Origin of the sequence: Cellulomonas hominis (assembly GCF_014201095.1) — a bacterium.
Taxonomy (GTDB): domain Bacteria; phylum Actinomycetota; class Actinomycetes; order Actinomycetales; family Cellulomonadaceae; genus Cellulomonas; species Cellulomonas hominis.
Window position 1 is genome coordinate 1171411 of record NZ_JACHDN010000001.1, and the last position, 26758, is coordinate 1198168.

Genomic DNA, 26758 nt, shown 5'->3' on the forward strand with positions numbered 1-26758 from the left:
CCCCGCGCGACGGTCAGCCGCGCGCGGGCGGGAACTGCTCCGCGCCCTGCTTCGCCAGCTCGATCAACCCGGCCAGGTCGGCCGGCGGCTCCTCGCGATCGGTCGTGAACCCGACCGCCAGCACCCGCCGGTCGTCCAGCGGCAGCACCGCGAACTCGCCCCGGTTGCCGTCCCGGTCCTCGGTCCGCCACCCCGAGACGCCCGTGCCCAGGCCCTCGACCGGCTCGATGGACCGCCCGGTGCCGATCGATCGCGCCGAGAGCACGCACTGGTCCGCGGCCGACCGGAACGCCTCGAGCAGGTCGTCGGCGTCCTCGCCGCCGCTCGACCCGTCCAGGATGGTCGCGCCGACCGCCGGTCCCCCGCCGATCTCCAGCCACGTCCCCTGCACCGGCTCCTCCATGAGGTCCAGCGGGCTCAGCTGCCGGCACCACGTCCACCCCGGGGCGATCGCGTACTCCGTGTTCTGCTCGACGATCGTCACGTCGTCGAAGTCGTCCTCGGAGAGCACCACGGGCGACGACGAGCAGGCGGACACCAGCGCCACCACGCCGACGAGCGGCAGCCACGGACGTCTCACGGGGTCCCCTCCGTGCTGATGACACGGTACGGATCCGTGAACGCGCCCTCGATCGTCTCCACGGACACGATCGGCCGCAGGAGGGTGCTCGCCTCGTGCGTCCGCACGCCGAGGTCGTCGAGCGGGATGTCGCTGACGGACAGCAGCCGGCCGCCCGGCATCCAGGTGTCGCGCATCGTCGCGGGGACCTCCACGACGCCCGCCTCCGCGAGCGCCAGGAAGCTGGAGACGACCGACCTGGCCCGGCTGTCCAGGTAGGTGTCGGTGGCCTCGGCGCGCGCGGCGTCCTCGTTGCCACCGAAGATCTCGGTGATCTGACCGCTGGGGATCTTCCGGATCTCGGACCAGGCGGCGTCCGCCAGCTGCTTGCCCGTGGAGCCCGCCACGTCGACGATCATCTCCGCTCCCGGGACGGGGACGAGGCTCGCCGCCTTGGACACGAGGCCGGTGAACGCGGCGATCTGCTGGTCACGCGACCGCGCCCCCTCGATGTCGATCATGCTGAGCGCCTCCTGCATGTGGCCCTCGAGCCCCGCGCTGGAGGTGAGCACGTCCTCGAGCGCCTGGTACGTCGCACCTTCGACGCCCGCACCGTGCAGCACCGACCACCCGCCGATCGCCGTCTGCCGGTAGTTGGCGACGCCCTCGGCGACGCGCGCCATGCCCTCCTCCGTGCTCAGCGCGACCCCGAGGAGGACGTCGAGGTCCTTGGAGTAGATCTTGGGCTGGTTGTCGAGCGCCGGCAGGAAGTCGTCCTGGATCGTCACGAGACCGGCAGCCCCGTTCGCGGACGTCGGGGTCCCCACCGCGATCTGCACGCTCGGCATGTAGTGCTTCAGCAGCGCCCCCAGCGGCTCCGAGGCGCCGGCGGCGTGCTCGGCCGTGAACTGGGGGTTGTCCGGCAGGCGCCCGAAGAACTCCGACACGAACAGCCCGGTCTTCTCCGGGTCCCCCGCGAGGTTGTCCGCGTCGGTGCCGATCGCGAGCGCCGCCTCGGAGATCCCCGCGAACCCGTCCCGGCTCCAGTCCCGCTCGGCGAAGTAGTACCCCGTCCGCTCGGCGCCGTCGGCGTCCGAGAAGAACTCCAGCCCGAGCCCCGGGTGGCGGCCCAGCTGGCCCATGGCGGCGGCCATCGGGTCGGCCTGGTGGATGCCGTCCCCGTCGACCCCGAGGCCGTTCAGCGGCGACGCGAACGACGCGTGGTGCGTCCAGGTCTCGGCGCGCAGCGGGTTGCTCCGCTCGAACGCGTCGAGCTCCCAGGCGACGCCGCGCACGAAGTCCTCGCCGTAGTCGCCGTCGCGCAGCAGGTAGTCGAGGACCGCGGCGTGCTCGCCCTGGGACGGGTAGGCCGCGGAGAACGCGTCCCGCTCGGCGTCGGTGGTGGTGTGGGTGGCGTACCGGACGAGGTCCTCACCGAACGCCCGGCCGTCGAAGCCGTCCTGGCGGGTGGCGGTCTGGAGGCCGTCGCGCAGCCGGCCCGCGAGGTCCCCGAGCTCCTCGACGTTCGCCCCGACGTACATCATCGAGGTCATGCCGTTGTACGTGGCGAGCAGGCCGTCGGGGCCGAGCCGCTGGTACATCGGGCCCATGACGTCGGGGTCGTCGCCGAACGCGTCGAGCAGCCGGGTGTACCGCTCGACCGCGGCGGCGTCGCCGAACGCCGTGGCGTCGCGGGCGGCGCCGTCGAGCTGCTCCGCGACCTCCTGGCCGACCAGCGCCTTGACCTCGGGCGACGTGTGCGCGCCGAGCAGGGCGAAGTCCTCCGGGTGGTCGAGCAGGTGGCGGACCTGGTCGGCCTGCGACAGCTCCTGGAACTCCAGGACCCGGCGCTGGTCCCCGAGGCTGCCGATCGCGTTGACGTCGGTCGTGGCCGCCGCCCGGAGCACGGCCGCGAGCGCCTGGTCCGCGGCGTCGGCGTCGCCGAGCGCGGCGGAGACCTGCTCGGCGATCTCGTTCATGACGCCGCGGGCGTAGTCGGCGTCCTCCTCGTCGTCGTACGTCCGGGTGGAGGTCACCGCGCCGGTGCTCTGGTCGACGCGCAGGCCGTGCCCGCCCGCCCGGCGGATCGCGCCCTCCAGCGAGGTCTGCGCCCGCCGGATCGCGGTCGCGGCGGCGTCGAGCGCCTCGATGACGCCGACGGTCTCGGACACCTGCGTCGCGAGCCCCTGCGACAACCGGGAGTGCTCCGCCCGGGCGGCCGACGCGTCCGCGAACGTCCAGGACAGCGGCGGGCGGGCGTCCGCCACGTCGTCGTCGAGCCGGGTGAGGACGCCCCGGTGCCTCGCGACGTCGTCGGCGATCTGCCCGAGGCGGTCGGGCTGCCAGGTGCTCAGCTGCGCGGGCGTGACCATCAGAGGACCGCCTGCCGGCCGGCGAAGCGCCGCGCGACGCCCTGGTTCGTCGACTCCCAGGCCTCGGCGGCGTCCCGCAGGGTCTGGCCCTGCGCGTCGGCGCGGGTGGCCCAGCCGCGGAAGGCCTCGCCCCAGGCGGTGGCCAGCGCGGTCCCGGCACCGGCGCTCGCGCTGCCGGGCAGCGCGGAGGCGACGTCGCCCACCTCGTCCGGGACGTGGTCGCGCACGGTGCTCGCGACCTGCTCGATCCGGCCCGCCGCGGACCGGACGGCCCCGGTGTCGATCTCCCCCACGGTCCCGTTCCCCCTCGTCCGACTGCCGGTCCCGGGCACGAGGGTAGAGCAGAGGTGCCGGTCAGGCGCGGGATCCACCCGGACGGGCGTCAGCCGCGGCGACGGCGGCCGGCCACCCGCGCGGCGAGCGCGGCGAGGAGGACGAGGGTCGTGCCGGCGATCGCCCACCACACCGCGGCGCGTCGTGCGCCCGCGAGCGGGTCCACCCGGGGCGTGACGTCGACGGTGCGCGTGGCGGCCGTCGCGGCGGCGTCCACCCGGTGCACCGGGCTGGGCGGGCCGAGGGCGGTCCCGTCGTCGACGAACGCCAGCGCCTCCGCCGGCCGGACGACGCCCCAGCCGACCAGGTCGTCCCGCTCGGCGGGCTGGTCGCGGGCGGCGGTGACCTCGAGGCGGTGCGCCCACTGGGCGGGTGACTCCTCGGGGTACCGCTCGGCGAGCAGCGCCGCCGCCGCGCTGACGTACGCGGTCGCGTAGCTGGTGGAGACGCTCTCCCCGGACAGCAGGCAGTCCCCGGCCGCGTGGTACGTCGTGAGGATGTTCGTCCCCGGCGCGGCGACATCCACGTGCGACCCGTGGATCGCGTCGGCCGACGGGTTGTCGTCGACGTCGACCGCGGTGACCGCGAGCGCGCCGTCGTAGGCCGCCGGGTACCGCGGGCCGTCCGCCTCGTCGCTGCTCGTCGCCCGGTTGCCGGCGCTCGCGACGACGAGCGCGCCCGCAGCGGTGGCCCGCTCGACGGCCTCGCGCAGTGCGGGGGTGTCGGTCGGCGTGCTCATCGAGACGTTGACGACCCGCGCGCCGCCCGCGACGGCGGCGTCGATCCCCGCCGCGATCCGCCCGGCGTCGGGGGCCACGCCCTGCTCCCGCGCCCGGTCGTCGTCGGCGTGGTAGACGCGGACGGGCAGGATCGTCGCGTCGGGGGCGAGGCCGACGACGCCGGAGCCCTCGACCTGCCGGGCGGCGATCTGCCCCGCGACCGCGGTGCCGTGCCCGGCGGTGTCCGTGCGGCCGGCCGGGTCGCCGCCGGCGCCGACCAGGTCGACGCCGGGCAGCACCGCCGGGGTGAGGTGCTCGTTGCCGGCGTCCACGCCGGAGTCCACGACCGCGACGACGACGCCCCGGCCGGTGGCGACGGCCCAGGCGCGCTCGGCGGACAGGCGCCGCAGGGCCGGCGGGGACTCGGGCGAGTAGGCGACGCGGTCGGGGGTGCACTGCTGGCCACCGGTCGCGGCGGGCAGCGCGGCGGGGGCGGGGGTCGCGGCGGCGGGAGCGGCCGTGACCGGGGCGAGGAGCAGCGCGGCGGCCACGAGCGCGGCGCGCACCCGGCGGCGACTCACGCGTCCCCGGCGCCGCCCGACGCCGCGCTGTCGGCCGCGGTGCCACCGGACACCTCGGTGGCGGCGGCCTCGACCGTGAGCGACGGGCCGGTGGGGAGCAGCGCCGCCCAGGCCGGCGGCACCGGCGTCACGTCGGCGGCGGTGTACCCGAGCCGGGCGAGCACCTCGTCGCCCGCGTCGGGCACCGGGTAGGCGCGGCCGGAGCCGTCCACCAGGCGCACGGTCGCGGTGCCCCCGTCGGCGCTCTGCGCCCGCACGAGCGCCCCGGACCCGGGCGCGACGCGCACGCCGGGCTCGGCGCCGCCGTCCCGCAGCACGAGGTCGACGCGCTCGGCCTCGCCGGTGCTCAGCACCAGGCACGGCGCGGACCCTGCGGCGGGGAGCGCCGGCACGGTCGCGGGCAGGTCCGCGGGCGCGACGGGGGTGCCGGAGGTCCGCACGTCGGCGACGTCGGCGGCCGAGACCCGCAGCGGCTCGGCGGCCAGGTCGCCGGCGCCGAGCAGGTAGAGCGGGTAGGCCAGGTCGGTGAGCGGGGCGAGCTCGCCGCGGGCGTCCACGACGTACCGGCGGACGCCGTCGCCGGTCCCGGAGACCTCGACGAGCGTGCCCACGCGGGTGTCGACGGGCAGCCCGCCCTGCGGCAGCGCGGCGTCCCCGGCACCCGGGACGGTCAGCGGGGCCAGGTCGGCCCCGACCGGGACCAGGTTCAGCCAGTCGGCGCCCGCGGTCAGCGGGGTGGCGGTGTCCAGGCCGAGCGCCCGCAGCACGGCGGCCTCGTCGGCGGGCGGGATGCGGTGCCGCACGCCGTCCGCGACCAGGTGCAGCGTGCCGGCGACGTCCACCAGCACACCCGTGCCCGGACCAGGGGCGACGGCGGGGGCGTCCGGGTCGAGGGCGAGCGTCGTGCTGCCGTCGGTCGCCACGCACGCCGCCCAGCCGGTGCGCGTGAGCCGGTCCGCGAGCGGCAGCTCGTCCGGGGCGCCGGGGATGCCGAGGGTCGCTCCGCGCGGGGCGTCGGTGATGTCGTCCTCGCTGACGTCGACCACGTGGAAGGAGCCGGAGTCCAGCAGCAGGCGCGCGCTCGTCACGTTGAGCACCGGGTGCAGCGTGCCCTGGATGCCCACGTACCGGCTGCCGTCGCCCTCGACGATCACCAGGGACTGGTCGTCCCAGCCGTCCGGGAGCGTCGGGCTCAGCAGGCCCAGGCCCAGGCTGCCGAGGACGAGCAGCACGCTCAGCGAGACGCCGGCGACGACGCCGCGCAGGGGCTTGGTGGGCTCGAGCTCCCGGCCGCCGGGCGCGCCGCTGGTGAACGCGGTGAGCAGCCGGCGGCGGCTGTAGGACTGGGCCTCGACCAGGTCGCGCTTGGACGCCACGTCAGACCAGGCCCGCCGCGGTCACGCCGAGCGGCAGCAGGAGCGCGAGGCAGGCGATCTCCAGGAAGTCGCCGAACCGGGCCAGGCCGACCCGCCGGCGGGGCGCCACCAGGCCGAGCCCGACGACGACGGCCGCGGCCGCGCCGGCGACCCCGACGAGGGCGGCCCGCCACGACGGGTGCTGCGCGGCGGCGACCACGGCGACGACCACGAGGAGCAGCACCGACAGGCTCACGGTCACCAGCACGTCGGTCCGGGAGTACGTCTGCCGGGTGGCCAGCAGCAGACCGGCGGCGGCGAGCGCGAGCAGCACCGTCCCGGCGACGCCCGTGGCCACCACGGCGGGCGCCGACAGGATCGCGACCCCGCCGATCGCCACGCGCAGCGCGACCTGCACGCGGTGCCCGGCGGCGAGCTGCGCGCGCACCCGGGCGGACTCCACGGCCGGCGGGTCGGCGAGGATCTCGGCGTCGTCGCGCGGCGAGACCACCCGCAGCGGCGTGCTCGACAGCGCGAGCCACGGCACGCCGATGCTCGCGGTGGCGAGCACGGCCACCACGACCGCGAGCACCGCGCCCGGGGTCGCGCCGGTCAGGGCGATCGTGGTCCCGGCGACGGCGGTCGCCAGGCCGGCGGCCAGCGGCGCGGCGGCCAGCTCGCGGCGGCCGACGAGCGCGGGCATGCCCAGCAGTCCGGCGACCAGGGCGCCCGTCCCGGCGAGGGCGGCGGGCCAGCCCCACGACGGGGGCTCCGCGGTCGCGGTCAGCCCGGCGACGCCGGCGAGCACCGGCGCGACCAGCACGAGCACCTGCCCGGCGGCGGGCTCCGCGCCCACCCGGCCGACGACGGCCCCGGCGGCCAGCGCGAGCACGGCGGCCAGCGCGGCGACCACGGGCGGGACGAGCGAGGCGCGGTCGGCGCCGAGCAGCAGCGCGGCACCCGCGAGGAGCAGGGCTGCGGCCGCCCAGGCGGCGCTCAGCGCGGAGTCGCGCGGCGTCCAGGGCGCGTACTGGTCCTCGACGGCGTCGGCCACGGCCTCCACGACGTCGTCGTAGACCCGTTCCTGCGCCCGCCGGGCGCCCGACTCGAGCGTGAGCACGGCGCCGTCCCCCACGCCCTCGGCCAGCAGGCTACGGGCGGAGTCCAGCGCGGTCCCGTCCGCGCGTACCAGGCGGTAGCCGCCGTGGGCGGTGGTCGCGTCCAGCAGGCCGAGCGCGCGCGCCAGGCCGGGGACGACCTCCGCGGTGGGGACCGCACCCGGGATGCCGAGGTCGATCCGGCGCTCGCCGGCGGTCACCGACACCCGCACGAGCGTCCCCACGGACGTCGCGACGGCGGGTGCTTCTGTCATCGGGTCCCCTGTGTTCCCTGGGCAGGTCGCGGGCCAGCATAGCGACGGCCGCCGATCCCGCTCGCCGGGGCACGGGCGGGTGCGGCCGTCCGGGTGGCGGTGCCGGGCGGCCGCCCGGACGGCGGTCCCCCGCTCGGAGGTGCGCCAACCGGGCAAAGGGGACGCGGCATGACAGAACCGCCCGGACGGCTGGGCCGATCGGGTGATCCGTGACACCAGTCAGCATGGTTGTCCACAGGCTGGGTGACCTGGGCTGACCTGACAGGAAGGTCTGGGTTAGCCTGCCGAACGGTGCCGGGTCATGTGCGCTCGGGACGAGGCGGCGCCGCAGGGGTGCACGTCCAGCAGGCCCACGTGGCCGTGGAGGGGGAGGTGACATGGCAGCAGAGGTCTCCGCAGCAGACGGCGCGCTCAAGCAGGGCGCCGACGCCGTGGTCCAGAGCCGTGGGGAGCTGCAGCGCGAGCTGAGCGCTCTCGAGGGCAAGCTGTCCGGGATCGGGTCGCACTGGCAGGGCCAGGGCGCGGTGGCGTTCAACACGCTGATGGCCCGGTGGCGCGACGACGCGAACAAGATCGTGTCCGCGCTCAACGAGTTCGAGGCCAACCTGCTCGCGTCGCAGTCGACGTACACCGCGTCGGACGAGGCTCAGCAGTCCACCTTCAGCCGCCTTCAGGGCCGGCTGGGCTGACCGGGAGAGGACGAGACGATGGCTGATCTCAAGGTCAACTTCGGGGGTCTGTCGACCGCCGCCGCCGACATCCAGTCGAGCGCGAGCAACATCGAGTCCCGCCTGGCAGACCTCGACCGCTCGCTGCAGCCGCTCCGGGCCAACTGGTCCGGCGAGGCGTCGACCGCCTACACGGCCGCCAAGGCCAAGTGGGAGGCCGCGCTGACGGACATGAAGGCGCTGCTCGCCGACGTCGGCCGCGCCGTGTCCACCTCCGGCGAGGACTACCAGTCCACCGAGCGGGCCAACGCCGCCCGCTGGTGAACCACCCGGCGCCGCGCCCCGCGCGCGACGCTGGCCCAGCACGACCCGCGCGGTCGCGCCCGCCCCCTGTGCGGCGGCGCGACCGCGCGGCCATCGGCGCCGCAGGGGCGGCGCCGGGAGACTTCACGCGGAGGACGGACGTGGCAGGGGACGTCGGGCTGCGGATCGACGAGATCAGCGCCAACCTGGGCAAGCTCATCACGATGCACACCGACGTGCGGCGGATGCGGGAGCGGATCGTCTCCCTGCGGCAGCAGAACGCGTCCGGCGTCTGGCCGGACATCGACGAGGTGAGCGACTTCGCCCGGCGCTACGACGACGCGCTGCGCGACTGCGACCGCGAGCTGCTCGCCATCAGCGGCGAGATCGAGTCGTGCCGCGTCGCGCTCGCCGAGAGCGCGCGCGCCCTGCAGGCGCAGGACGCCGAGGTCCACGCCCGGCTCGTCGCGCTCGCGAACGCGCTGGAGACCGCCGGGTACGCCACCCGCCGACCCATGCAAGCCGTCTGATGCGCGCGAGCACCCCGCAGCGCGCCCGCACCCGCCGCGCGTGGCACGGCCTCGCCGCCGCGGCGACCCTCGGCGCGTGCGCGCTCGTCGCGCCGGGCGCCTCCGCCGCGACGACCGGCGACGGGCTCTGGTACATCGACTCCACGGGGATCGCCGAGGCCCATCAGGTCACCACCGGAGCGGGCGTGCACATCGCCCTCATCGACGGCACGATCAACCCGGGCATCGCGGACCTCGCCGGCACCGGCCTGACGGTCAAGGAGCCGTCGTACTGCGCGGGCGAGGACGGCGGCCCCGCCCTGCCCGCCGCCAACACCTCCGAGGAGGCAGGCCACGCCACCAGCATGGCCTCGCTGCTCCTCGGGACGGGCGCGGGCCTCCCGGGCGACCCCGGGGTCCGGGGCGTCGCGCCCGGCGCGAGCGTCACGGCGTACGCGCAGCGGCGCGACGGTGCCTGCTACCCCTCGTCGCCGGAGACCGGCGGATCGAACCAGGCGTTGCGGGACGCGATCAGCGACGGGGCGGACATCATCGTCGTCCCGGGCATGATGGGGACGCTCCCGGACGTGGCCGAGGCCATCCGCAGCGGCGTGGTGCTGATCGCCTCGGCCGGCAACGAGGGCGGCCCCGTGACCGGGCAACCGGCCGAGAGCAACGGCGTGGTGACGACCGGCAGCACGGACCCCGACGGGGGCGACTCGGCAGGGAACCCGTGGGGCCCCGAGATCGGGCTCCTGGCCCCGGGCGGGGGCATCCGCACGATCGACCCGACGTTCTCCTACTACGGCATGGCCCGCGGCTCGTCGAACTCCGCGATGGTCACCGCGGGGGTGGTCGCCCTGGCGATGTCCGCCCACCCCGAGGCGACGAGCAACCAGATCCTGCAGGCCGTGGTCCGCACCACCGACGGCAGCCTCCACGAACCGGCCCGGGACGAGGACCGCGGCTTCGGCGCTCTCGACGTCCGCCAGCTCATGGCGGTGGACCCGACCACGCTCCCGGACGTCAACCCGTTCATCCGCACCGACGCCGAGGCCCGCCCGTCGGCCGAGGAGCTCGGTCTCGTCGCCGAGGACGCACCCACGGAGGCGGCGACCGCACCGGCCTCCGCCGACGAGCCCGCCGAGGACCCGGCGCCCGAGGACGGACCGGACCTCCTCGTCACCGGCGCCGCCGTCGTCGGCGCGGCGCTCCTGGTCGCCGCCGCCACGGCGACCGTCCTCGTCCTGCGCCGGCGCAGGACCGCCACACCCACCGATCCGACGGACCAGCAGCACGGGGGACAGCACCATGGGTGACCACGCGAACCAGCTCGGGCGCACGCTCGACGCCGACCTCGGCACGATCACCTCGACGGGCGACGCCCTGGCCTACCAGGCGACCGCCGCCGACCAGACCGCCACCGGGCTGACCAGCATCTCCGGGCAGATCGGCCTGGACGGCGAGAGCGCCCTGGCCGCCGAGGGCCGCCTGGGTGAGGTCGCCGGACGGATCCAGCGGATGGTCGCCGACCTCGAGCGCATCCAGAGCGCCGGCGCGCAGGCGCGCGACGCGCTCGCCCGGGCCCAGGACTCGTACCACGCCCTTCCCGACGTCAAGCTCAGCCGCACCGAGCAGGCGCAGGTCACCGCCCTCGCCCTCACCCCGGTCGTCGGCGCGCCCACCAGCGCGGCGACGGCGGCGGCGCTCCTCGCGCGCAAGGAGGTGCAGCGGGAGCAGGAGGCGAGCCGCGCGCTCGAGACGCTCCGCGGCGACCTCGGCGCCATCCAGGTCCAGAACGTCGGGACCTACGACTTCCAGGGTCCCGCCGGCACCGACGACCCCGGGACGTCGGGCGGCTCGACGCCGACCGGCGGCACGGCCGTCCGCGGCTACAGCGCCGGCGGCACCGGCTCGGGCGGCTCCGGGACCGGCGCGGGCTGGTCGCCCGGGTCGACCTCCGGCGGTGCGCCGGTGAGCACGGGCTGGACGCCCTCGGGCTCCGGCGACGGCGGGGCGGGTTCCGGCTCCGGCGGTTCCGGCGGCTCCGGCGGCGGCGGGGGGTCCACGGGCGGCACGGTGGGCTCCGGACCCGTCCTCGGCGGCGGCACGGGCGGCGGCACCGTCCCCGGACACGGCGACGGCAGCTCCTCGGACGGGGTCGTCGGCGGCACCGTCCCGGGCGGGGCGGGGTCCGGCGGCGGGTTCCTCGGCGGGCCGGGCGGCTCCGGCGCGGCCGGTGGGTCGGGCTCCGGGTCGGGCGCGGGCTCCCTGGGCGGCGTCGGCGCGGGCGGGCTGGCCGGCGGCCTGACGGTCGGCGGGGCGGCGCTCGGTGCCGCGGGCCTGAACCGCCTCGCGGGCGGCTCGGCCGGCGCGGGCGGGCTCGGCGGCGCGGGCGGGCTCGGCACCGCCGGCGGCGGGACCCTCGGCGGCGGCACGTTCGCCGGCGGCGGCTACGGCGCGGGCGGCGTGGGCGGGGCGGGCGCGGGCGGGTCGAGCGCGTCCGGGTCCGGGCTGTCCGGGTCGACGTCCGCGCTGGGCCAGGGCTCGCAGGCCGGCTCCGCCGCGGGTGCCGCGTCCGGCGCGCGCCCGGGCGGCGGCGCGATGGGCGCCCCCATGGGCGGCGGCGGCGGCGGTGCCGGTGCGGCGAAGGACCGCCGGCGCCGGACCGCGGCGGGCCTGCTGGCGCCGGACATCGAGGTCGAGGAGGGCGCCCGGCGCCACGACCTCGGCGCCGGGGCGGGCGCGGGTGACCGCGATGCCGTCCGGGACGTGGTGCCCGCGCCCGTGGACGTCGCCGACGACGAGTGGTGACCGGCGGGGCCGGGCGCGGCTGAGCGCCGGGGCGCGAGCGGGCTGCTCAGCCGCGCACGCGGCCCTGCTCGCGCCGCGCGACCGGCTCAGGGCGCCGCGCGCGCCCCGTCCCGCTCAGCCCCGCGCCTCGGGCGCGTCGATCCGCACCCCGCGGTCCCCCACCTGGATGGTCGACCCCGACGGCACCGGCACCCGCTGGTCCGCGGGCACCGGCACGACCCGGCCGCTCGGCAGCCGCAGCGTCGTCCCGTTGCCGGACCCGGCGTCGGACACCCAGAACGTGCCGCCCTCGATGCCGAACCGCGCGTGCGTCCGCGAGACGCTGCGCTCCGGGTCCTCCACCACGACGACGTGGTCGCAGCGCTCCCCCGCCGCCGGGCGCGGGGCCCGGCCGATGAGCCCGGGACCGGTGACGGACATGACCTGGCCGGTGTCCAGGGTGACGAGGAACGGCGTCGGCTGCGCCTGGTGCGCGACCCGCGCGGGTGCGGGCGGCTCCGGCGCGGCGGGCGCGGGGACCACCGGGCGGATCGGCACGGACGGCGCGCCGGCGGCGGACGGGACCGGCCTGTCGGCCACGGGGGCCGTCGGCGTCTGCCCGGCGGCTGCGCGCGCCGCGCGACGGCCGGTCGGCGCGGGCGGCTCGGTCGGCGTGGGCGTCCCACGGGCCGCGTCCGCGCCCGACGGGGCCGTCCCGGACGGCGACGCGGGGCGCGCGCTGCCGGACGGCGGCACCCGGCCGGGTCCGACCGCCGGCGCCTCGGGCGCGGTCGACTGCCGCGGCACCGCGCCGGCCACGGGCGCGCCGGCGCCGCGCCGGGCCGCGGCCGCGGCCCCGACGGCCACCACCCCGTCCGCCTCCGGCGCCTCCGCGAGGCCGCGCTCGTGCGCCCGCACGTCCACGACGACGGCCCGCCCGACGCGGTCGTGCCACGCCTGCGCCCGCCCCGACCGGTCGAACGCCCCCGAGGCCACGACGAGCCACTGTCCGAGCCCCGCGGCGGCGTGCCCGGCGGCGAGCACCAGCCCGCGCAGGAACGCCCGCGCGGGACCCACGGAGTACGGGGTCTCCTCGCGCGCGGTGCGCAGCCCGAGCACGCTGTTGCCCACGGTGCGCCCGGTGTGCGCCTCCCAGACCAGCAGGCCGAGGGCGAGCTCCACGACGACGAGCCCGGCGAGCAGCCAGGACCCCGTCCAGGCGAGCAGCCCGCCGGCGACCGCGCCGACCGCGACGGCGTCGACCGCGTAGGCGAGCACGCGCCGCCCGGGCCCGGCCGGGGCGGCGTCACCGAACGCCGGGTGCAGCACGGCGGGACGCGGCTCCCGCTCCGGCGCGGCGCCGCGCGACCGCCCCTGGGCGCCCTCGACGACCGTGACGGTCGCGTCCGCCGCCGCGGGCGTCCCGCAGGCGGTGCAGAACCGCGCGTCGGGGCGCAGCGGCCGGTGGCAGCTCGCGCACGCCCGGACGGCGACGGTCCCGAGCGGCACGCCGCTCATCGTCTGCTCCACGTCGGTCCCCCTGTCGTCGTCCCCGTCCTGTCCCCGCCCGCGGCCCTCACGACGTCACCCGCCGCAGCGTCTCGATCACGTCCGCCGCCACGAGCGCCGCGGGCAGCGCCAGCACGACACCGAGCCCCTCGACCGCGTCCGCGACCCGGGACGCGACCACCGAGCGCCACCCGCGCCCGAGCGCGACGCCGACGGCCGCGGCCACGGCGGCGAGCACGACGCACGCGACCGCGACGACCACGGCGTCGGCGCCGATCCGCGGCCCGCCGAGCACGGCCACCTCGACGAGCACCAGCGCGCCCGCGACCCGCGGGGCCCACCGGGCGACCGGCCCGCGCGCCGAGCGCGGCTGCAGCGCCAGCACGGCGACGAGCGCGGCCACGAGCGCGACGGCCGCCCAGCCGCGCAGCGTCCCGCGCGCCGGGTCGCCGAGCGCCGCGGCGAGCACGACCGGCACGAGCGCCGGGGGCAGCGCGCACACGAGGAGCACGCCGGCGTCGGTGCGGCGCTCCGCGGCGCCGACGGTGCGGGCGACCTGGCGCTCGTTGACCCGGCCGAGCCCGCGCGGCCGCGGCCCGCGCACCGACGGCGCGGTGCGGGCGACGTGCGCGAGGTCGACGAGCTGGTCGTCGGGCACGGACAGCGCCAGCACCGGCAGCGCCCGCAGCGCGAAGGGCGTCAGGCCGAGCAGCAGGGCGGCGGCGAGGACACCCGGCAGCCCGGCGAGCAGCACGGCGAGGACGAGCGCCGCGACCACGCCCACGGCGGCGACCAGCACGCCCGCGACGTCCTGGCCGCGCCGCTGCGCGCGGGTGGCGACCCAGCGCACCGCGGCGGCGCCGGTGGCCGACACCAGGCCGGCGACGAGCGCGAGCCGCCGGTCGGCGGAGCCCCCGGGGTCCACGGCGGCCACCCCCGCGGCGAAACCCAGTGCGGGTGCGGCGAGGGTCGCGGCGGTCGCGGCCGCGACGGGTGCGGCGGCGAGCACGAGCGCGGTGACCCCGAGCAGGGCGGCACCGGCCGTGGCGAGCCAGCCGCGGGCGACGGGGTCGATCAGCGCCACGGTCGCGAGCACGCCCGCCGCCACGGCCGCGGCGCCGAGCAGCGCGGGCTGGGGGTCGGGGCGGCGCAGGGCGTGCCCCGCACCGCCCCGCGCGGATCGTCCCCGGGGGCGCGGCGCGGGGGCGACCACGTGCACGGCCGCGCCGTCGGCCACCTGCTCGGCGACCGGCACGGCGAGGTCGAGCGCGCGGCCGCCCGAGTCGAGCACGAGCATCCCCGGCACGAGGGGCACGCCGGCGGCGGCCAGCAGCTCGCCGAGGGTGCGGGCGGCGTCCAGGGCGACGTCGAGGCGGCGGGCCCCCAGGTGCACGGCCACGCGGGTCAGGGGCGCGCCGGGTGCCTGGACCGTCACGCGCACTCCCTTCCGCCGGTGGGGCGCCCCGGTACGGGACGCGGCGGCGGACCCGCCTGCCCCCGGGCGCGGCGCCAGTCATGCTATGCGGTCGGGGCCGGTCGGCACCCTGTCGTCCCCGGCCGGGCGGCGACCGGGCGCAAGATCGCCCGGACGGTGGAACGCCGACCGCCCCGCGTGGGCGTCGGCGGGTAGGTTGACGCCACAGGAACGTCGGGGGGCGTGCGGCCTCCCGCCCGGCAGGAGGGACCGAGCGCCGACGATGTCGATCGCGCCGCAGCAGGGGACGCGCCTCGAGCCGCCCGCCGTCCCCGACGGACAGGTCGTCCTGCAGCCGCCGCCCGAGATCCAGGCGTCCGACGGCATCAGCGGGATGCTGGCCAACGCCATCCCGATGCTCGGGTCCGTCGGGTCCATCGTCTTCGTGGCGATGAACCAGCCGGGCCCGCGCGGCTACATCGCGGCCGGCATGTTCCTGCTCGCGTCGCTCGGGTTCGTCGGCGTCAACGGCTGGCGGCAGCGCTCGCAGCACCAGGCGCAGGTCGTCGGCGCCCGGCGCGAGTACCTCGCCTACCTCGCGGACCTGCGCACGTCGGTCCGGCAGGCCGCGAACGCGCAGCGTCGCGCGGCGGAGTGGACCTCACCGGACCCGCGCGCGCTCGCGGCGGTCGCCGAGGAGCGCACCCGCGTCTGGGAGCGCCGGCCCGCCCACGACGACTTCCTCGCGGCGCGCGTCGGCGTCGGCGCCCAGCCGCTGTGCCTCGACCTGGAGGCGCCGCAGACCCCGCCGCTGGCGCAGCTCGACCCGGTGGCGGCCTCCGCGGCGCACCGGTTCCTCGTGACGCACCGGGTGCAGCAGGGCGTCCCGCTGGCCTTCGACGTCCGGTCCGTCGCGCGCGTGGAGGTCACCGGACCCGCGCCGGAGTCCCGCGCGCTGGCCCGGGCGCTCGTCGCCCAGCTCGCGACGTTCCACGCCCCGGAGGACCTGCAGGTCGCGGTCGTCGCCGGCGACGCCGCGCTGCCGGAGTGGGACTGGGTCAAGTGGCTGCCGCACGCCCACTCCACGCGGTCCCGGGACGCGGTGGGCGCGGCCCGGATGATCGGGTCGACCCTCGCGGACGTCGAGTCGCTGCTGCCCGAGGACCTCCCGGAGCGCCCGCGGTTCGGATACGGCGCCGAGGCGCCCCTGCCGCACGTGCTCGTCGTCGTCGACGGGGGCCACGTGCCCGCCGGGAACCCCATCCTCACCGCCGACGGCGTGCTCGGCGTGACGGTCCTCGAGCTCCCCGAGCGCTGGTCCGAGCTGGACGACCCCGCGACGCTCCGGCTGAACGTCGGCGGCGCGGTCGCGGCCGACGACGCCACCCGCGCGCCGGTGGACGTGCTGCGGCTCGGCAACGCGCCGGTCCGGGTCGACGGCGACCAGATGTCCGTGGCCGACGCCGAGGCCACCGCCCGCCGCCTGCTGCCCCTGCACGTCGAGTCCGGGCCGGAGCGCGGCGACGAGGAGCTGTCCTCCGAGCTGGTCGACCTGCTCGGCGTCGGCGACGTCCGGGACCTCGACCTCTCCGTCGCCTGGCGGCCCCGGCTGGCGCGCGACCGGCTGCGGGTGCCGATCGGCGTCACCCCGCAGGGCCAGCCCGTCGCCCTCGACATCAAGGAGTCCGCGCAGCAGGGCATGGGCCCGCACGGGCTCATCATCGGCGCGACCGGCTCCGGCAAGTCCGAGGTGCTGCGCACGCTCGTGCTCGCGCTGGCGATGACGCACTCGTCGGAGGACCTCAACTTCGTCCTCGTCGACTTCAAGGGCGGCGCGACGTTCGCCGGCATGGCCGACATGCCGCACGTGTCCGCGATCATCACGAACCTCGGCGAGGAGCTCACGCTCGTCGACCGGATGCAGGACGCCCTGCAGGGCGAGATGGTCCGCCGCCAGGAGCTGCTGCGCGCCGCGGGCAACTTCGCGAACGTCGCGGACTACGAGAAGGCGCGCCGCGGCGGCCGCACCGACCTGGAGCCGCTGCCCGCGCTGCTCATCGTCTGCGACGAGTTCTCCGAGCTGCTGTCCGCCAAGCCGGAGTTCGTCGACCTGTTCGTGACGATCGGGCGCCTCGGCCGGTCGCTGCTGATGCACCTGCTGCTGTCCTCGCAGCGCCTCGAGGAGGGCCGGCTGCGCGGGCTCGAGTCGCACCTGTCCTACCGGATCGGCCTGCGCACCTTCTCCGCCGCGGAGTCCCGCACGGTGCTCGGCGTCCCGGACGCGTACACGCTGCCGCCGGTGCCGGGCATGGGCTACCTCAAGCCCGACACGACGACGATGATCCAGTTCCGCGCCGCCTACGTCTCCGGGCCGCCGAAGGCCCGCCGCCGGACCGCGCAGGGCGGGACGGTCGCCGGGTCCGGGCTGACCCGGCTCGAGCAGTTCACGGCCGCGCCGGTGCTCGGGGGCGTCGAGGCCGGGCCCGCCACGACCGAGGTGCTGCCGGCGGAGCCGGAGGAGACCCGTGCGACGTTCGACATCGCGGTGCAGCGCATGAAGGGACAGGGGCCGCCCGCGCACCAGGTGTGGCTGCCGCCGCTGGTCGTGCCCCGCACGCTGGACGAGCTCATGCCCGACCTCGTCTCCGACCCCCGGCTGGGTCTGGTCTCCCCCGGCTGGCGCGCCGCCGGGACGCTCACGGTGCCGCTCGGCACGGTCGACCGGCCGCTGGAGCAGCGCCGCGAGAACCTCACCGTCTCGCTCGGCGGGGCGGCGGGCCACATGGCCGTCGTCGGCGCCCCGCGGACCGGCAAGAGCACCGTCCTGCGGTCGGTCGTCACGGCGCTGGCCCTCACGCACACGCCGCTCGAGGTGCAGTTCTACGTGCTCGACTTCGGCGGCGGCACGTTCGCGCCGCTGGCCGGCCTCGCGCACGTCGCGGGCGTCGCGTCCCGCGCCGAGCCGGACGTCGTGCGGCGCGTGGTCGCCGAGGTCGAGTCGGTCGTCGACGACCGCGAGCGGTACTTCCGGGCGCACGGCATCGACAGCATCGAGACCTACCGCGCCCGGCGCGCGGCGGGCACGGCCGACGACGGCTACGGCGACGTGTTCCTGGTCGTCGACGGCTGGTCCACGGTGCGCGGCGAGTTCGACGAGCTGGAGCCGCGCATCCAGGCGCTCGCCGGCCGCGGCCTCTCCTTCGGCGTGCACCTGGTCGCGTCGGCCGCGCGGTGGATGGACTTCCGGACCCAGGTGAAGGACCTGTTCGGCACCCGCCTGGAGCTGCGGCTCGGCGACCCCATGGACTCCGAGATCGACCGCAAGGTGGCCGTCAACGTCCCGAAGGACCGGCCCGGCCGTGGCGTCGCGGTGTCGAAGCACCACGTGCTGACCGCCCTCCCCCGCCTGGACGGCGACCCGGCACCCGGCACGCTCGGCGCGGGCGTCACGCACCTCATCCAGACCGTGAACGCCGCGTGGCAGGGCCCCGCCGGGCCGAAGCTGCGGCTGCTGCCCGAGCGGGTGACCCTCGCGGACGTGCTCGCCGACCCCCGGGCCGACGCCGGCCGGCTGCTGCTCGGCGTCGACGAGGCCGCGCTCGCCCCGATCGGCCTCGACGTCCGCGAGGAGCCGCACCTCTACGCGTTCGGCGACGGCGGCTCCGGCAAGTCGGCGCTGCTGCGCGCGGTGGCCGCCGAGGTCCGGCGCCTGCACACCCCGCAGCAGGCGCAGATCTTCGCCGTCGACTTCCGGCGGTCCCTGCTCGGCGAGATCCCCGACGAGTACCTGGCCGGGTACTTCACGACGCAGGAGCAGGCCGCCGGGGAGATCCAGGGTCTGGCGGACTACCTGCGCGGCCGCCTGCCCGGGCCCGACGTGACGCCCGAGCAGCTGCGGAACCGGTCGTGGTGGTCCGGCGCCGAGGTGTACGTGGTGGTCGACGACTACGACCTGGTCGCCACCACCACGGGCAACCCGCTGGCGCCCCTGGTCCCGCTGCTCGCGCAGGCCGGCGACGTGGGCCTGCACCTCGTGCTCGCGCGCCGGTCCGGCGGTGCGGGGCGGGCGATGTACGAGCCCGTGCTCCAGGCCCTGCGCGACCTCGCGGCTCCGGGCGTCGTGCTGTCCGGCAGCCCCGACGAGGGTCCGCTGGTCGGCGGCGCGAAGCCGACGCCCGCGGTCCCGGGCCGCGCCCAGCTGGTGACCCGCGACGCGGGCCGCCAGGTCGTCCAGCTCGCCTGGACCCCGCCGACCCTCTGACCCGCCCCCGCGCCACCGCCGCGCCCGAGCGCACGGCCGGGGTGCCGAGCCGTGCGCAGGAGGCCAGGCGGCCGCGGGCGTGCGGCAGGGGACCGCGGCGGTGCGGGGGCGGCGAGGTCGAGGGTTTCGTGCGAGGTCGAGGGTTTGAGCCCGCCCGTGAGCACCGAACCCTCGACCTCGCGAGCATGCGATCGCGGGAGGACGGGGCGCGGCGGCGGGGCTACGCCTCCGCGACCGCCACGCGGCGCGGGCCGAGCAGGAGCGTCCAGCCCGGCGCGACGCGCGCCGGGGCGCCGGCGGGGAGCGCCCAGCGCGCCCCCGACGGGTCCAGCAGCACCGTCCCGTTCGTGGCGCCGCGGTCGGTGACCTCGAGGGTGCCGTCCGGCAGGGGCCGGTACGCGAGGTGCACGCGGGACACGCCGGGGTCGGGCAGCGTGACGAGCCGCGCGTCCGGGGCGTCCTCGAGGGCCGGGCGCCGGCCGATCAGACCCGGGCCGTCGACCGGCACGCGCTCGCCGGTGTCGAGCACGAGCGCCAGCGCGCGCCCGGACGCCGCGACCGGGTCCACGGGCCGGGCGAGGCGGGTGTGCTCGAGGTCCCCGAGCGCCGGCAGCGTTGGCACGGTGGTGTCCGGCAGCCCGACGGGCGCGGCGGGCGCGGCGGGCGCGGCGGCCGCCGCGGGCGCGACCACCGGCGGCGTCCACGGCTCGGCCGACGCCGGGGCCGACCCCGGGGCTGACACCGCGACCGACGGCGGGACCGACCCCGCGACCGACCCCGCGACCGACCCCGCGACCGACGGCGGGACCGACCCCGCGACCGACCCCGCGGCCGACGGCGGGACCGACCCCGCGGCCGCGGCCGGCGCCGGCACCCGGGTCGCCTCGGCGACCACCGCCCGCTCCGCCTCCCGCGCCCGCGGCCGCACCCGCAGCACCAGCGTCCCCGCGACCTTGTCGTGCCACCCGCGCTGCTCCGGCCCCTCGTCCCACGCCCCGGACGCCGCCACGACGTACACGCCGACCCCGCCCACGACCACCCCGAGCGCCTGCACCGCGGACCGCACGAGCACCGGCCACAGCCCCGCGGGCCGGCCGGTGCGCGCCGAGACGGTCCGGATCCCCAGCAGCGCCCCGCCTGCCGTGCGGCCGCCGAACGCCTCCGCGAACCACTGGACCGCCCCGAGCACGAGCAGCGCCAGCCCGGGCACGAGCAGCGACCGCGTGGCACCGTCCCGCAGGGCCGGCAGCACCGCCGCGACCCCGAGCCCGCCGACGACCGCGGCCAGCGCCTGGTCCACGAGCAGCGCGAGCAGCCGCCGCCACACGGGCGCGACCGCGTCGTCCACGTCGGCGCCGAGCGACCACCCCGCGGCGGAGGCCGGCGCGGCCGGCGGCCCGACGCGCACCCCGCACACCGCGCAGAACGCCGCCCCGGCGTCGAGGGCCGCCCCGCACGCCCCGCACCGGTTCGTCGGCAGCACCGCCGCGCTCACCGCGCGCCCCGGAGCCGTGCCCCGGCGTCCCCCGCGCGGCACCGGCGCGCGCACCGCCCCCCAGCGCGCATGCTCACCCTCCGCGTCGCGGTCAGGACGCCCGGTCCACCAGGGCGTCGGCGAACGACACGAACGAGTCCTTGACCGGCCCGTCCGGCAGCGGCGCGAGGACCTCGACGGCCTCGGCGACCAGGGCGGTGGCCCGCTCGCGGGTCTCCCGGACGACGTCGTGGGCGCGCAGCAGCGCGACGGTCTCGGCGAGCACCGCGTCGTCGGACAGGTCGCCGTCCAGGCGCGCCACGAGGGCGACGTCCGCGGGGTCCCCGCCCTCGGCGGCCCGGCGGCGGAGCAGCAGCACCGGCATGGTCGGCACCTTCTCGCGCAGGTCCGTGCCGGGCGTCTTGCCGGACACGGTGCCCTCGGAGGTCAGGTCGAGCACGTCGTCGGCGAGCTGGAACGCCACGCCGATCCGCTCGCCGAACGCCGCCACGGTCTCCACGACCGCGGGGGCCGCCCCGCCGTACATCGCGCCGAGCCGCGCGGACGTCGCGATGAGCGAGGCGGTCTTGTCCGCGAGCACCTGGAGGTAGTGCGCCACGGGGTCGTCGCCCGCGCCGGGGCCGGTCGACTCGTGGAGCTGCCCGAGGCAGAGCCGCTCGAAGGTGCTCGCCTGGATGAGGACGGCCTCCGGGCCGAGGTGCGCGACGGTGGTCGAGGCGCGGGCGAACAGCAGGTCGCCGACGAGGATGGCGACGGAGTTGCCCCAGACCTCGTGCGCGGCGGGCGCCCCGCGGCGCATCGGCGCGGAGTCCATGACGTCGTCGTGGTAGAGCGACGCGAGGTGCGTGAGCTCGACGACGACCGCGGCGTCCAGCACCTCCGCGTCGCCGGGGTGGTCGCCGAGCTCGGCGGCCAGCAGGGCCAGCAGCGGGCGCAGCCGCTTGCCGCCGGCGTCGGCCAGGTGGTGGGCGGCGTCGTCCACGAGCGGGTCGGCGTACCCGACGGCGGCGCGCAGGCGGTCCTCGACCTGGTCGAGGCGTCCGGCGATGCGCTCGGCGAGCGCGGCGTCGGCGAGCGGCAGGGTGGTCGGGGAAGTCACGGGACGAACCTATCTGGCCGCACGGGCCCGAGCAGAACCGACGCGGCCGTCCGGCCCGGGGCGCGGTGCACCGCACCCGGGGCCGGACGGCCGCGGACGGTCAGGGGAGCAGCTGGGCGACGCCGGCGATCGCGTCGAGCACCGGCCCGGGGAACACGCCCAGGGCGACGGTGAGCACCGCGCACACCGCGATGCCGATGATCGCCAGGCCCTGGGACCCGACCACGACGGCGTTCGGGCGGGTCTCCCCGTCGTCCGCGGTCTGCGGGCCGCCGTGCGGGCTGGTGAAGAACATCAGGACGATGATCCGGACGTAGAAGAACGCGGCCGCCGCGGAGGCCAGCACGCCGACCACGGCCAGCGGCCACGCGCCGCCGTCGACGGCCGCGGAGAACACCGCGAACTTCCCGGTGAAGCCGGCGGTCAGCGGGATGCCCGCGAACGAGAGCAGGAACAGCGCGAACGTCGTCGCGAGCACCGGGTTGGTCCGGCCGAGCCCCGCCCACTGGGACAGGTGCGTCGCCTCGCCGAGGATCGGGCCCTGCGCCTCGACCGGGTCCGCCCCGTCGCCCGCGCCGGCCCCGCCCGCGAGGGGCTCCCCGGCGGGGCTGCCGTCGCCGGAGGCCCGGCCCGTGGTCGTCGCGGCCGCCGCGACCGCCGCCGCCTCGGCCCCGGCCGCCACCAGCAGCGGCACCCGCTCGCTCGCGGCGGCGCGCACGGCACCCCGCTCGCGGACCAGCGACACGATGCCGAAGGCCCCGATCGTCGCGGCGCCGTACGCCAGCAGGTAGAACAGCACGGCCGTGATGCCGGAGGTGGTCAGCGCGACCACGCCGGTGAGCACGAAGCCCGCGTGCGCGATCGAGGAGTACGCGAGCACCCGCTTGATGTCGGTCTGCACCAGGGCGACGACCGTCCCGACGACCATCGTGGCGATGGCGACGGTCCACAGCACCGGCTCCAGGTCCCACCGCAGGTCCGCCAGCATCACGTACATCACGCGGAGCAGCGCGCCGAACGCGGCGACCTTGGTGCACGCGGCCATGAACCCGGTGATCGGGGTCGGCGCGCCCTGGTAGGCGTCCGGGGTCCACGAGTGGAACGGCACGGCACCGACCTTGAACAGCAGGCCGGCCAGGAGCAGCAGGGACCCCGCGAGCAGCAGGCCGTCCATGCCCGTGACGGTGCGGACCGCCTCGGCGATGTCCGCGAACCGCAGCGAGCCGGAGAACCCGTACAGCAGCGCGATGCCGAACAGCAGCAGCGCGGAGGCGAACGACCCGAGCAGGAAGTACTTCATCGACGCCTCCTGGCTGAGCAGGCGGCGACGGCGGGCCAGGCCGGTCAGCAGGTACAGCGGCAGCGACAGCACCTCGAGCGCGACGAACAGCGTCAGCAGGTCGCCGGTCGCGGGGAAGATCAGCATGCCGCCGGTGGCGAACAGCACGAGGGGGTAGACCTCGGTCTGCTGCAGGCCGGCGAGGCGGGCCGCCTCCTCGTACCCGGAGCCGGGCACCGAGGCGCCCTGCGGGGTGAAGGCGTCCTCGCCGGTGTCGGTGCGGTCCGCGATGACGAGCACCGCGAGCAGCGCCAGCACGGCGATGGTGCCCTGGAGGACCAGCGTCGGGCCGTCGACCAGGAGCGAGCCGCCGAGCACGTCGGTGCCGCCGGTGGCGTCCACGTCCGACCACAGCGCGGCGACCGCGACGACGGCGGCGGCGAGCGCCGCCAGCGTGAGGGTCAGCTGCACGGCCCGGCGGGCGCGACGGGGCACGAGGGCCTCGACGAGCACGCCGACCACGGCGGCGCCCAGCACCAGCAGCACCGGCGTGAGCTGCGCCCACGCGATGTCGGGGACGGTGAACGGGCTCACTGCTCGCTCCCCTCGTCGTCGCCGGTCACGGCGACCGGGATGTCCTGCGGCGCGTCGACCACGCCGACCTGGCTGACGGACTCGGCGGCGGGCTGGTCGACCAGCCGCAGCGCCGGGGCCGGGTAGAACCCGAGCACGAGCATGATCGCGATCAGCGGGCCGACGACCCACCGCTCGCGTCCGCCGATGTCCTTCGTGCCCGCGAGCTCGTCCCGGACCGGGCCGGTGAACACCCGCTGGTACGTCCAGAGCACGTAGACCGCGGCGAGCACCACGGCGACGACCGCGACCACGGCGGCCGGGCGGTTCGCGGCGAACGTGCCGACCACGACCAGGAACTCGGACACGAACGTCGACAGGCCGGGCAGCGAGAGCGCCGACAGGCCGGTGACCAGGAACGTGCCGGCGAGCACCGGGGTGACCTTCTGCAGGCCGCCGAAGTCCTCGATCCGGGCGGACCCGCGGCGGGCGGCGAGGAAGCCGACCAGCAGGAACAGCGCGCCGGTGGAGAGGCCGTGGTTGACCATGTAGAACGACGAGCCGGCGATCGACGTCGACGTGAAGGCGAAGATGCCCAGCACGATGAAGCCGAAGTGCGACACCGAGGTGTACGCGACGAGCCGGAACAGGTCCTGCTGCCCGATGGCCAGCAGGGCGCCGTAGAAGATCGACACGACCGCGAGCACGATGATCACCGGCGCCGCCCACCGCGACGCGTCCGGGAACAGCGGCAGGCAGAGCGTCAGCATCCCGAACGTGCCGACCTTGTCCAGCACGCCGACCAGCAGCGTCGAGGTGCCCGCGGGCGCCTGCTCGGCGGCGTCGGGCAGCCAGGTGTGCACGGGGAACATCGGGGCCTTGATCGCGAACGCGAGGAAGAAGGCCAGGAACAGCCAGCGCTCGGTGCCGGTCGACAGGTCGAGGTTCCCGACCAGGTCGTCCACCAGGAAGCCCTGCTCGCCGCGCGGCCCGTTCAGGTACAGCACGATGACGCCGGCCAGCATGACGAGGCCGCCCGCGAGCGAGAACAGCAGGAACTTCACCGCGGCGTACCGCCGCTGCGGCCCGCCGAACGCGCCGATCATGAAGTAGACCGGGATGAGCATGGCCTCGAACAGCACGTAGAACAGGAACACGTCCCGGGCGGCGAACACCGCGACCATGAAAGCGGTCAGCACCAGCACGAGGGCCAGGTAGTGCCGCAGCCGGTTGGTGGCCGCGGTCGCGCTGCCCTGCTCGCGCCAGGCCGCCAGGATGACGACCGGCACGAGGACGACCGACAGCAGGACCAGGGCGAGCCCCACCCCGTCGACGCCCACGGCGTACGAGACACCGAGCTGCGGGATCCACGAGTGGGTCTCGCGGAGCTGGTGCACCCCGGCGGCGCCGGTGTCGAACGCCAGCAGCGCGCCGACGGCGAGGGCGACCTCGACGAGCGCGAAGCCGAGCGCGACCTGGCGGGACCAGCGGCGCGCCCCCGTGGCCGTGTTGTCGGCGGCGACGGTGCCACCGGGCAGCGCCCAGAGCACCAGCGCGCCGACGAGCGGCCACAGGATGAGGAGGGTCAGCCACGGCACGTCCGTGGTGACGGCGACAGTCGACATCAACATCCCCTCAGATCCGAGGCGCCAGGACGACGACCGCGAGCACGACCAGGCCGAGCAGCATCGTCGCGGCGTACTGGCGGGCGTAGCCCGTCTGCAGCTTCCGGACGAGCTCCCCGATGCCGACCGTGAGGCGGCCGAGGCCCGTGAACGTCCCGTCGACCGCGGTGCGGTCGCCGTACACGAGCGAGCGGGTCAGGTGCCGGCCGGGCTCGACCAGCAGGGCGTCGTTCACGGCGTCCTGGTACAGGTCGACGCGCGCGGCGCGGGTCAGCACGGAGCCGGCGGGCGCGGTCTCGGGGACCGGCAGCGACGCGTACTGGCGCCAGGCGAGCACGAGGCCCACCGCGACGGCCAGCAGCGTGGCGACCTGGATCACCGGGACCGACAGCACGGGCTCGTGGTGCTCCACGTGGCCGGTGACCGGCTCGAGCCAGGTGGTGAACCCGCCGTTCAGCTGGAGCACGAAGCCCAGGCCGACGGAGCCGATCGCCAGCACGATCATCGGGATCGTCATGAGCGCCGGGGACTCGTGCGGGTGCGGCTCGTGGCCGGCCTCGTCGCGGGTCCAGCGCTTGGTCCCGTGGAACGTCATGAAGAACATCCGCGACATGTAGAACGCCGTGATGCCGGCGCCGATCAGGGCGACCGTGCCGAACAGCCAAGCCCGCCACTCGCCGCCGACCTCGGGCACGACGAACGCCGACTCGATGATCTTGTCCTTCGACCAGAAGCCGGAGAACGGCGGGACCCCGAGGATCGCGAGCCAGCCGGCCATGAACGTCACCCAGGTGATGACCATGTACTTGCGCAAGGCCCCGAAGCGCCGCATGTCGGTCTGGTCGTCCATGCCGTGCATGACCGAGCCGGCGCCGAGGAACATGCCGGCCTTGAAGAAGCCGTGCGTCACCAGGTGGAAGATCGCGAAGGCGTACCCGATCGGGCCGAGGCCCGCGGCGAGCACCATGTAGCCGATCTGCGACATCGTGGACGCGGCGAGCGCCTTCTTGATGTCGTCCTTGGCGCAGCCGATGACCGCCCCGATCACCAGCGTGATGGCGCCGATGATCGTCACGACGAGCTGCGCGGTCGGCGCCCCCTCGAACACGGGGGCCGACCGGACGATCAGGTAGACGCCGGCGGTGACCATGGTCGCGGCGTGGATGAGCGCGGACACCGGGGTCGGGCCGGCCATCGCGTCGCCGAGCCAGGACTGCAGCGGGAACTGCGCCGACTTGCCGCAGGCCGCGAGCAGCAGCATGAGGCCCATCGCGGTCAGCGTCGCCGTCGAGGCCAGCCCGCCGTCGATGCCCGCCGCGACGCCCTCGAACGACACCGAGCCGAACGTGGCGAACATGAGCATCATCGCGACCAGCAGGCCGATGTCGCCGACGCGGTTGGCGACGAACGCCTTCTTGGCCGCGACCGCGTACGGCGTGTGGTGGTTCCAGAACCCGATCAGCAGGTACGACGCGAGGCCCACGCCCTCCCAGCCGACGAACAGCAGGAGGTAGGAGTCCGCGAGCACCAGGATGAGCATCGCGGCGATGAACAGGTTGAGGTACGCGAAGAACCGGCGGCGCGCGGCGTCGTGCGCCATGTACGCGACCGAGTACAGGTGGATCAGCGTGCCGACGAAGGTCACCAGCAGCACGAACGTCAGCGACAGCGGGTCGACCAGCAGCCCGGCGGACAGGTCGAACTGCCCGGCGGAGATCCAGTCGAACAGGTGCACGTCGATCGAGCGCTCGTCCGCGGGCCGGCCCAGCAGGTCGACCAGCAGCGCCGCGGCGACGACGAACGCCGCCGTGGAGGCGAGGACGCCGAGCCAGTGACCCCACCGGTCGGACCGCCGCCCGAGCAGCAGCAGGATCGCCGCGCTCGCGAGGGGCACCGCCACCAGCAACGGGGCGAGGGTGGAGAAGTCGTTCACGATCCC

Annotated in this window: 19 protein-coding genes; 6 read left to right on the forward strand and 13 right to left on the reverse strand. The window is 76.9% G+C overall.

Features of this window, described 5'->3' with window-relative positions; translation table 11 throughout:
- Positions 1-13: 13 nt before the first annotated feature.
- The 6 genes from HNR08_RS05465 to eccD form a co-directional block, all read right to left on the reverse strand.
- Positions 14-580 (reverse strand): hypothetical protein, encoded by a 567-nt coding sequence (locus HNR08_RS05465; RefSeq protein WP_146840720.1) that lies wholly within the window; start codon positions 578-580, stop codon positions 14-16.
- Positions 577-2931, reverse strand: a complete 2355-nt coding sequence (locus HNR08_RS05470) for a hypothetical protein (protein ID WP_146840719.1) — start codon at positions 2929-2931, stop codon at positions 577-579. Before HNR08_RS05470 ends, HNR08_RS05465 begins: the two co-directional genes overlap by 4 nt.
- A complete protein-coding gene (locus tag HNR08_RS05475) occupies positions 2931-3224 on the reverse strand; it encodes a type VII secretion target (protein WP_146840718.1) in 294 nt (97 codons plus the stop codon). The genes HNR08_RS05470 and HNR08_RS05475 overlap by 1 nt, the downstream gene beginning before the upstream one ends.
- 89 nt (positions 3225-3313) lie before the next feature.
- Positions 3314-4564: a S8 family serine peptidase gene (locus tag HNR08_RS05480; RefSeq protein ID WP_146840717.1), complete on the reverse strand. Its 1251-nt coding sequence runs from the start codon at positions 4562-4564 to the stop codon at positions 3314-3316.
- Positions 4561-5940 carry a type VII secretion protein EccB gene (gene eccB / locus HNR08_RS05485; protein ID WP_146840716.1) on the reverse strand — a complete coding sequence of 460 codons (1380 nt, stop codon included), beginning with the start codon at positions 5938-5940 and terminating at the stop codon, positions 4561-4563. The genes HNR08_RS05480 and eccB overlap by 4 nt, the downstream gene beginning before the upstream one ends.
- A 1-nt stretch (position 5941) precedes the next feature.
- Positions 5942-7291, reverse strand: a complete 1350-nt coding sequence (gene eccD, locus HNR08_RS05490) for a type VII secretion integral membrane protein EccD (RefSeq protein WP_146840715.1) — start codon at positions 7289-7291, stop codon at positions 5942-5944.
- A gap of 377 nt (positions 7292-7668) precedes the next feature.
- Between eccD and HNR08_RS05495 the strand changes: the two genes are divergently transcribed.
- The 5 genes from HNR08_RS05495 to HNR08_RS05515 all read left to right on the forward strand — a co-directional run bounded on the left by HNR08_RS05495 (position 7669) and on the right by HNR08_RS05515 (position 11585).
- Complete coding sequence (locus HNR08_RS05495) at positions 7669-7980, forward strand: WXG100 family type VII secretion target (protein ID WP_146840714.1); 312 nt, start codon at positions 7669-7671, stop codon at positions 7978-7980.
- 18 nt (positions 7981-7998) lie between these two features.
- Positions 7999-8283, forward strand: a complete 285-nt coding sequence (locus tag HNR08_RS05500) for a WXG100 family type VII secretion target (protein WP_146840713.1) — start codon at positions 7999-8001, stop codon at positions 8281-8283.
- A gap of 140 nt (positions 8284-8423) precedes the next feature.
- Positions 8424-8792: a hypothetical protein gene (locus HNR08_RS05505; RefSeq protein ID WP_146840712.1), complete on the forward strand. Its 369-nt coding sequence runs from the start codon at positions 8424-8426 to the stop codon at positions 8790-8792.
- Positions 8792-10090, forward strand: coding sequence for a S8 family serine peptidase (locus HNR08_RS05510; protein ID WP_183834825.1), 1299 nt, complete (start codon positions 8792-8794; stop codon positions 10088-10090). Before HNR08_RS05505 ends, HNR08_RS05510 begins: the two co-directional genes overlap by 1 nt.
- Entirely contained in the window at positions 10083-11585 is a 1503-nt protein-coding gene (locus tag HNR08_RS05515; RefSeq protein ID WP_146833967.1) for a hypothetical protein, read from the forward strand. The genes HNR08_RS05510 and HNR08_RS05515 overlap by 8 nt, the downstream gene beginning before the upstream one ends.
- A 114-nt stretch (positions 11586-11699) precedes the next feature.
- Here the strand turns inward: HNR08_RS05515 and HNR08_RS05520 are convergent, their stop codons facing one another.
- Together HNR08_RS05520 and HNR08_RS05525 are read right to left on the reverse strand one after the other, a co-directional pair.
- Positions 11700-13094, reverse strand: coding sequence for an RDD family protein (locus HNR08_RS05520; protein ID WP_146833964.1), 1395 nt, complete (start codon positions 13092-13094; stop codon positions 11700-11702).
- Between the two features lie 46 nt (positions 13095-13140).
- The gene (locus HNR08_RS05525) at positions 13141-14508 is read right to left on the reverse strand and encodes a hypothetical protein (protein ID WP_146833961.1); all 1368 of its coding nucleotides are present in this window, start codon (positions 14506-14508) and stop codon (positions 13141-13143) included.
- A 262-nt stretch (positions 14509-14770) separates the two neighbouring features.
- Here HNR08_RS05525 and eccCa point away from each other — a divergent pair, with 262 nt between their 5' ends.
- A complete protein-coding gene (eccCa, locus tag HNR08_RS05530) occupies positions 14771-18748 on the forward strand; it encodes a type VII secretion protein EccCa (protein WP_146833958.1) in 3978 nt (1325 codons plus the stop codon).
- Positions 18749-18968: 220 nt separating this feature from the next.
- On the opposite strand, the gene HNR08_RS05535 is transcribed toward eccCa, so the two are convergent.
- The 5 genes from HNR08_RS05535 to nuoL all read right to left on the reverse strand — a co-directional run bounded on the left by HNR08_RS05535 (position 18969) and on the right by nuoL (position 26752).
- Complete coding sequence (locus HNR08_RS05535; RefSeq protein WP_146833955.1) at positions 18969-20243, reverse strand: RDD family protein; 1275 nt, start codon at positions 20241-20243, stop codon at positions 18969-18971.
- A gap of 91 nt (positions 20244-20334) precedes the next feature.
- On the reverse strand, positions 20335-21342 hold the full coding sequence (locus HNR08_RS05540; protein WP_146833951.1) for a polyprenyl synthetase family protein: 1008 nt from the start codon (positions 21340-21342) through the stop codon (positions 20335-20337).
- Between the two features lie 100 nt (positions 21343-21442).
- Positions 21443-23215 carry an NADH-quinone oxidoreductase subunit NuoN gene (gene nuoN, locus HNR08_RS05545; protein WP_146833948.1) on the reverse strand — a complete coding sequence of 591 codons (1773 nt, stop codon included), beginning with the start codon at positions 23213-23215 and terminating at the stop codon, positions 21443-21445.
- The gene (locus HNR08_RS05550) at positions 23212-24819 is read right to left on the reverse strand and encodes an NADH-quinone oxidoreductase subunit M (RefSeq protein ID WP_146833945.1); all 1608 of its coding nucleotides are present in this window, start codon (positions 24817-24819) and stop codon (positions 23212-23214) included. The genes nuoN and HNR08_RS05550 overlap by 4 nt, the downstream gene beginning before the upstream one ends.
- Before the next feature lie 10 nt (positions 24820-24829).
- Positions 24830-26752, reverse strand: coding sequence for an NADH-quinone oxidoreductase subunit L (nuoL, locus tag HNR08_RS05555; RefSeq protein WP_246802933.1), 1923 nt, complete (start codon positions 26750-26752; stop codon positions 24830-24832).
- Positions 26753-26758 lie beyond the last annotated feature (6 nt).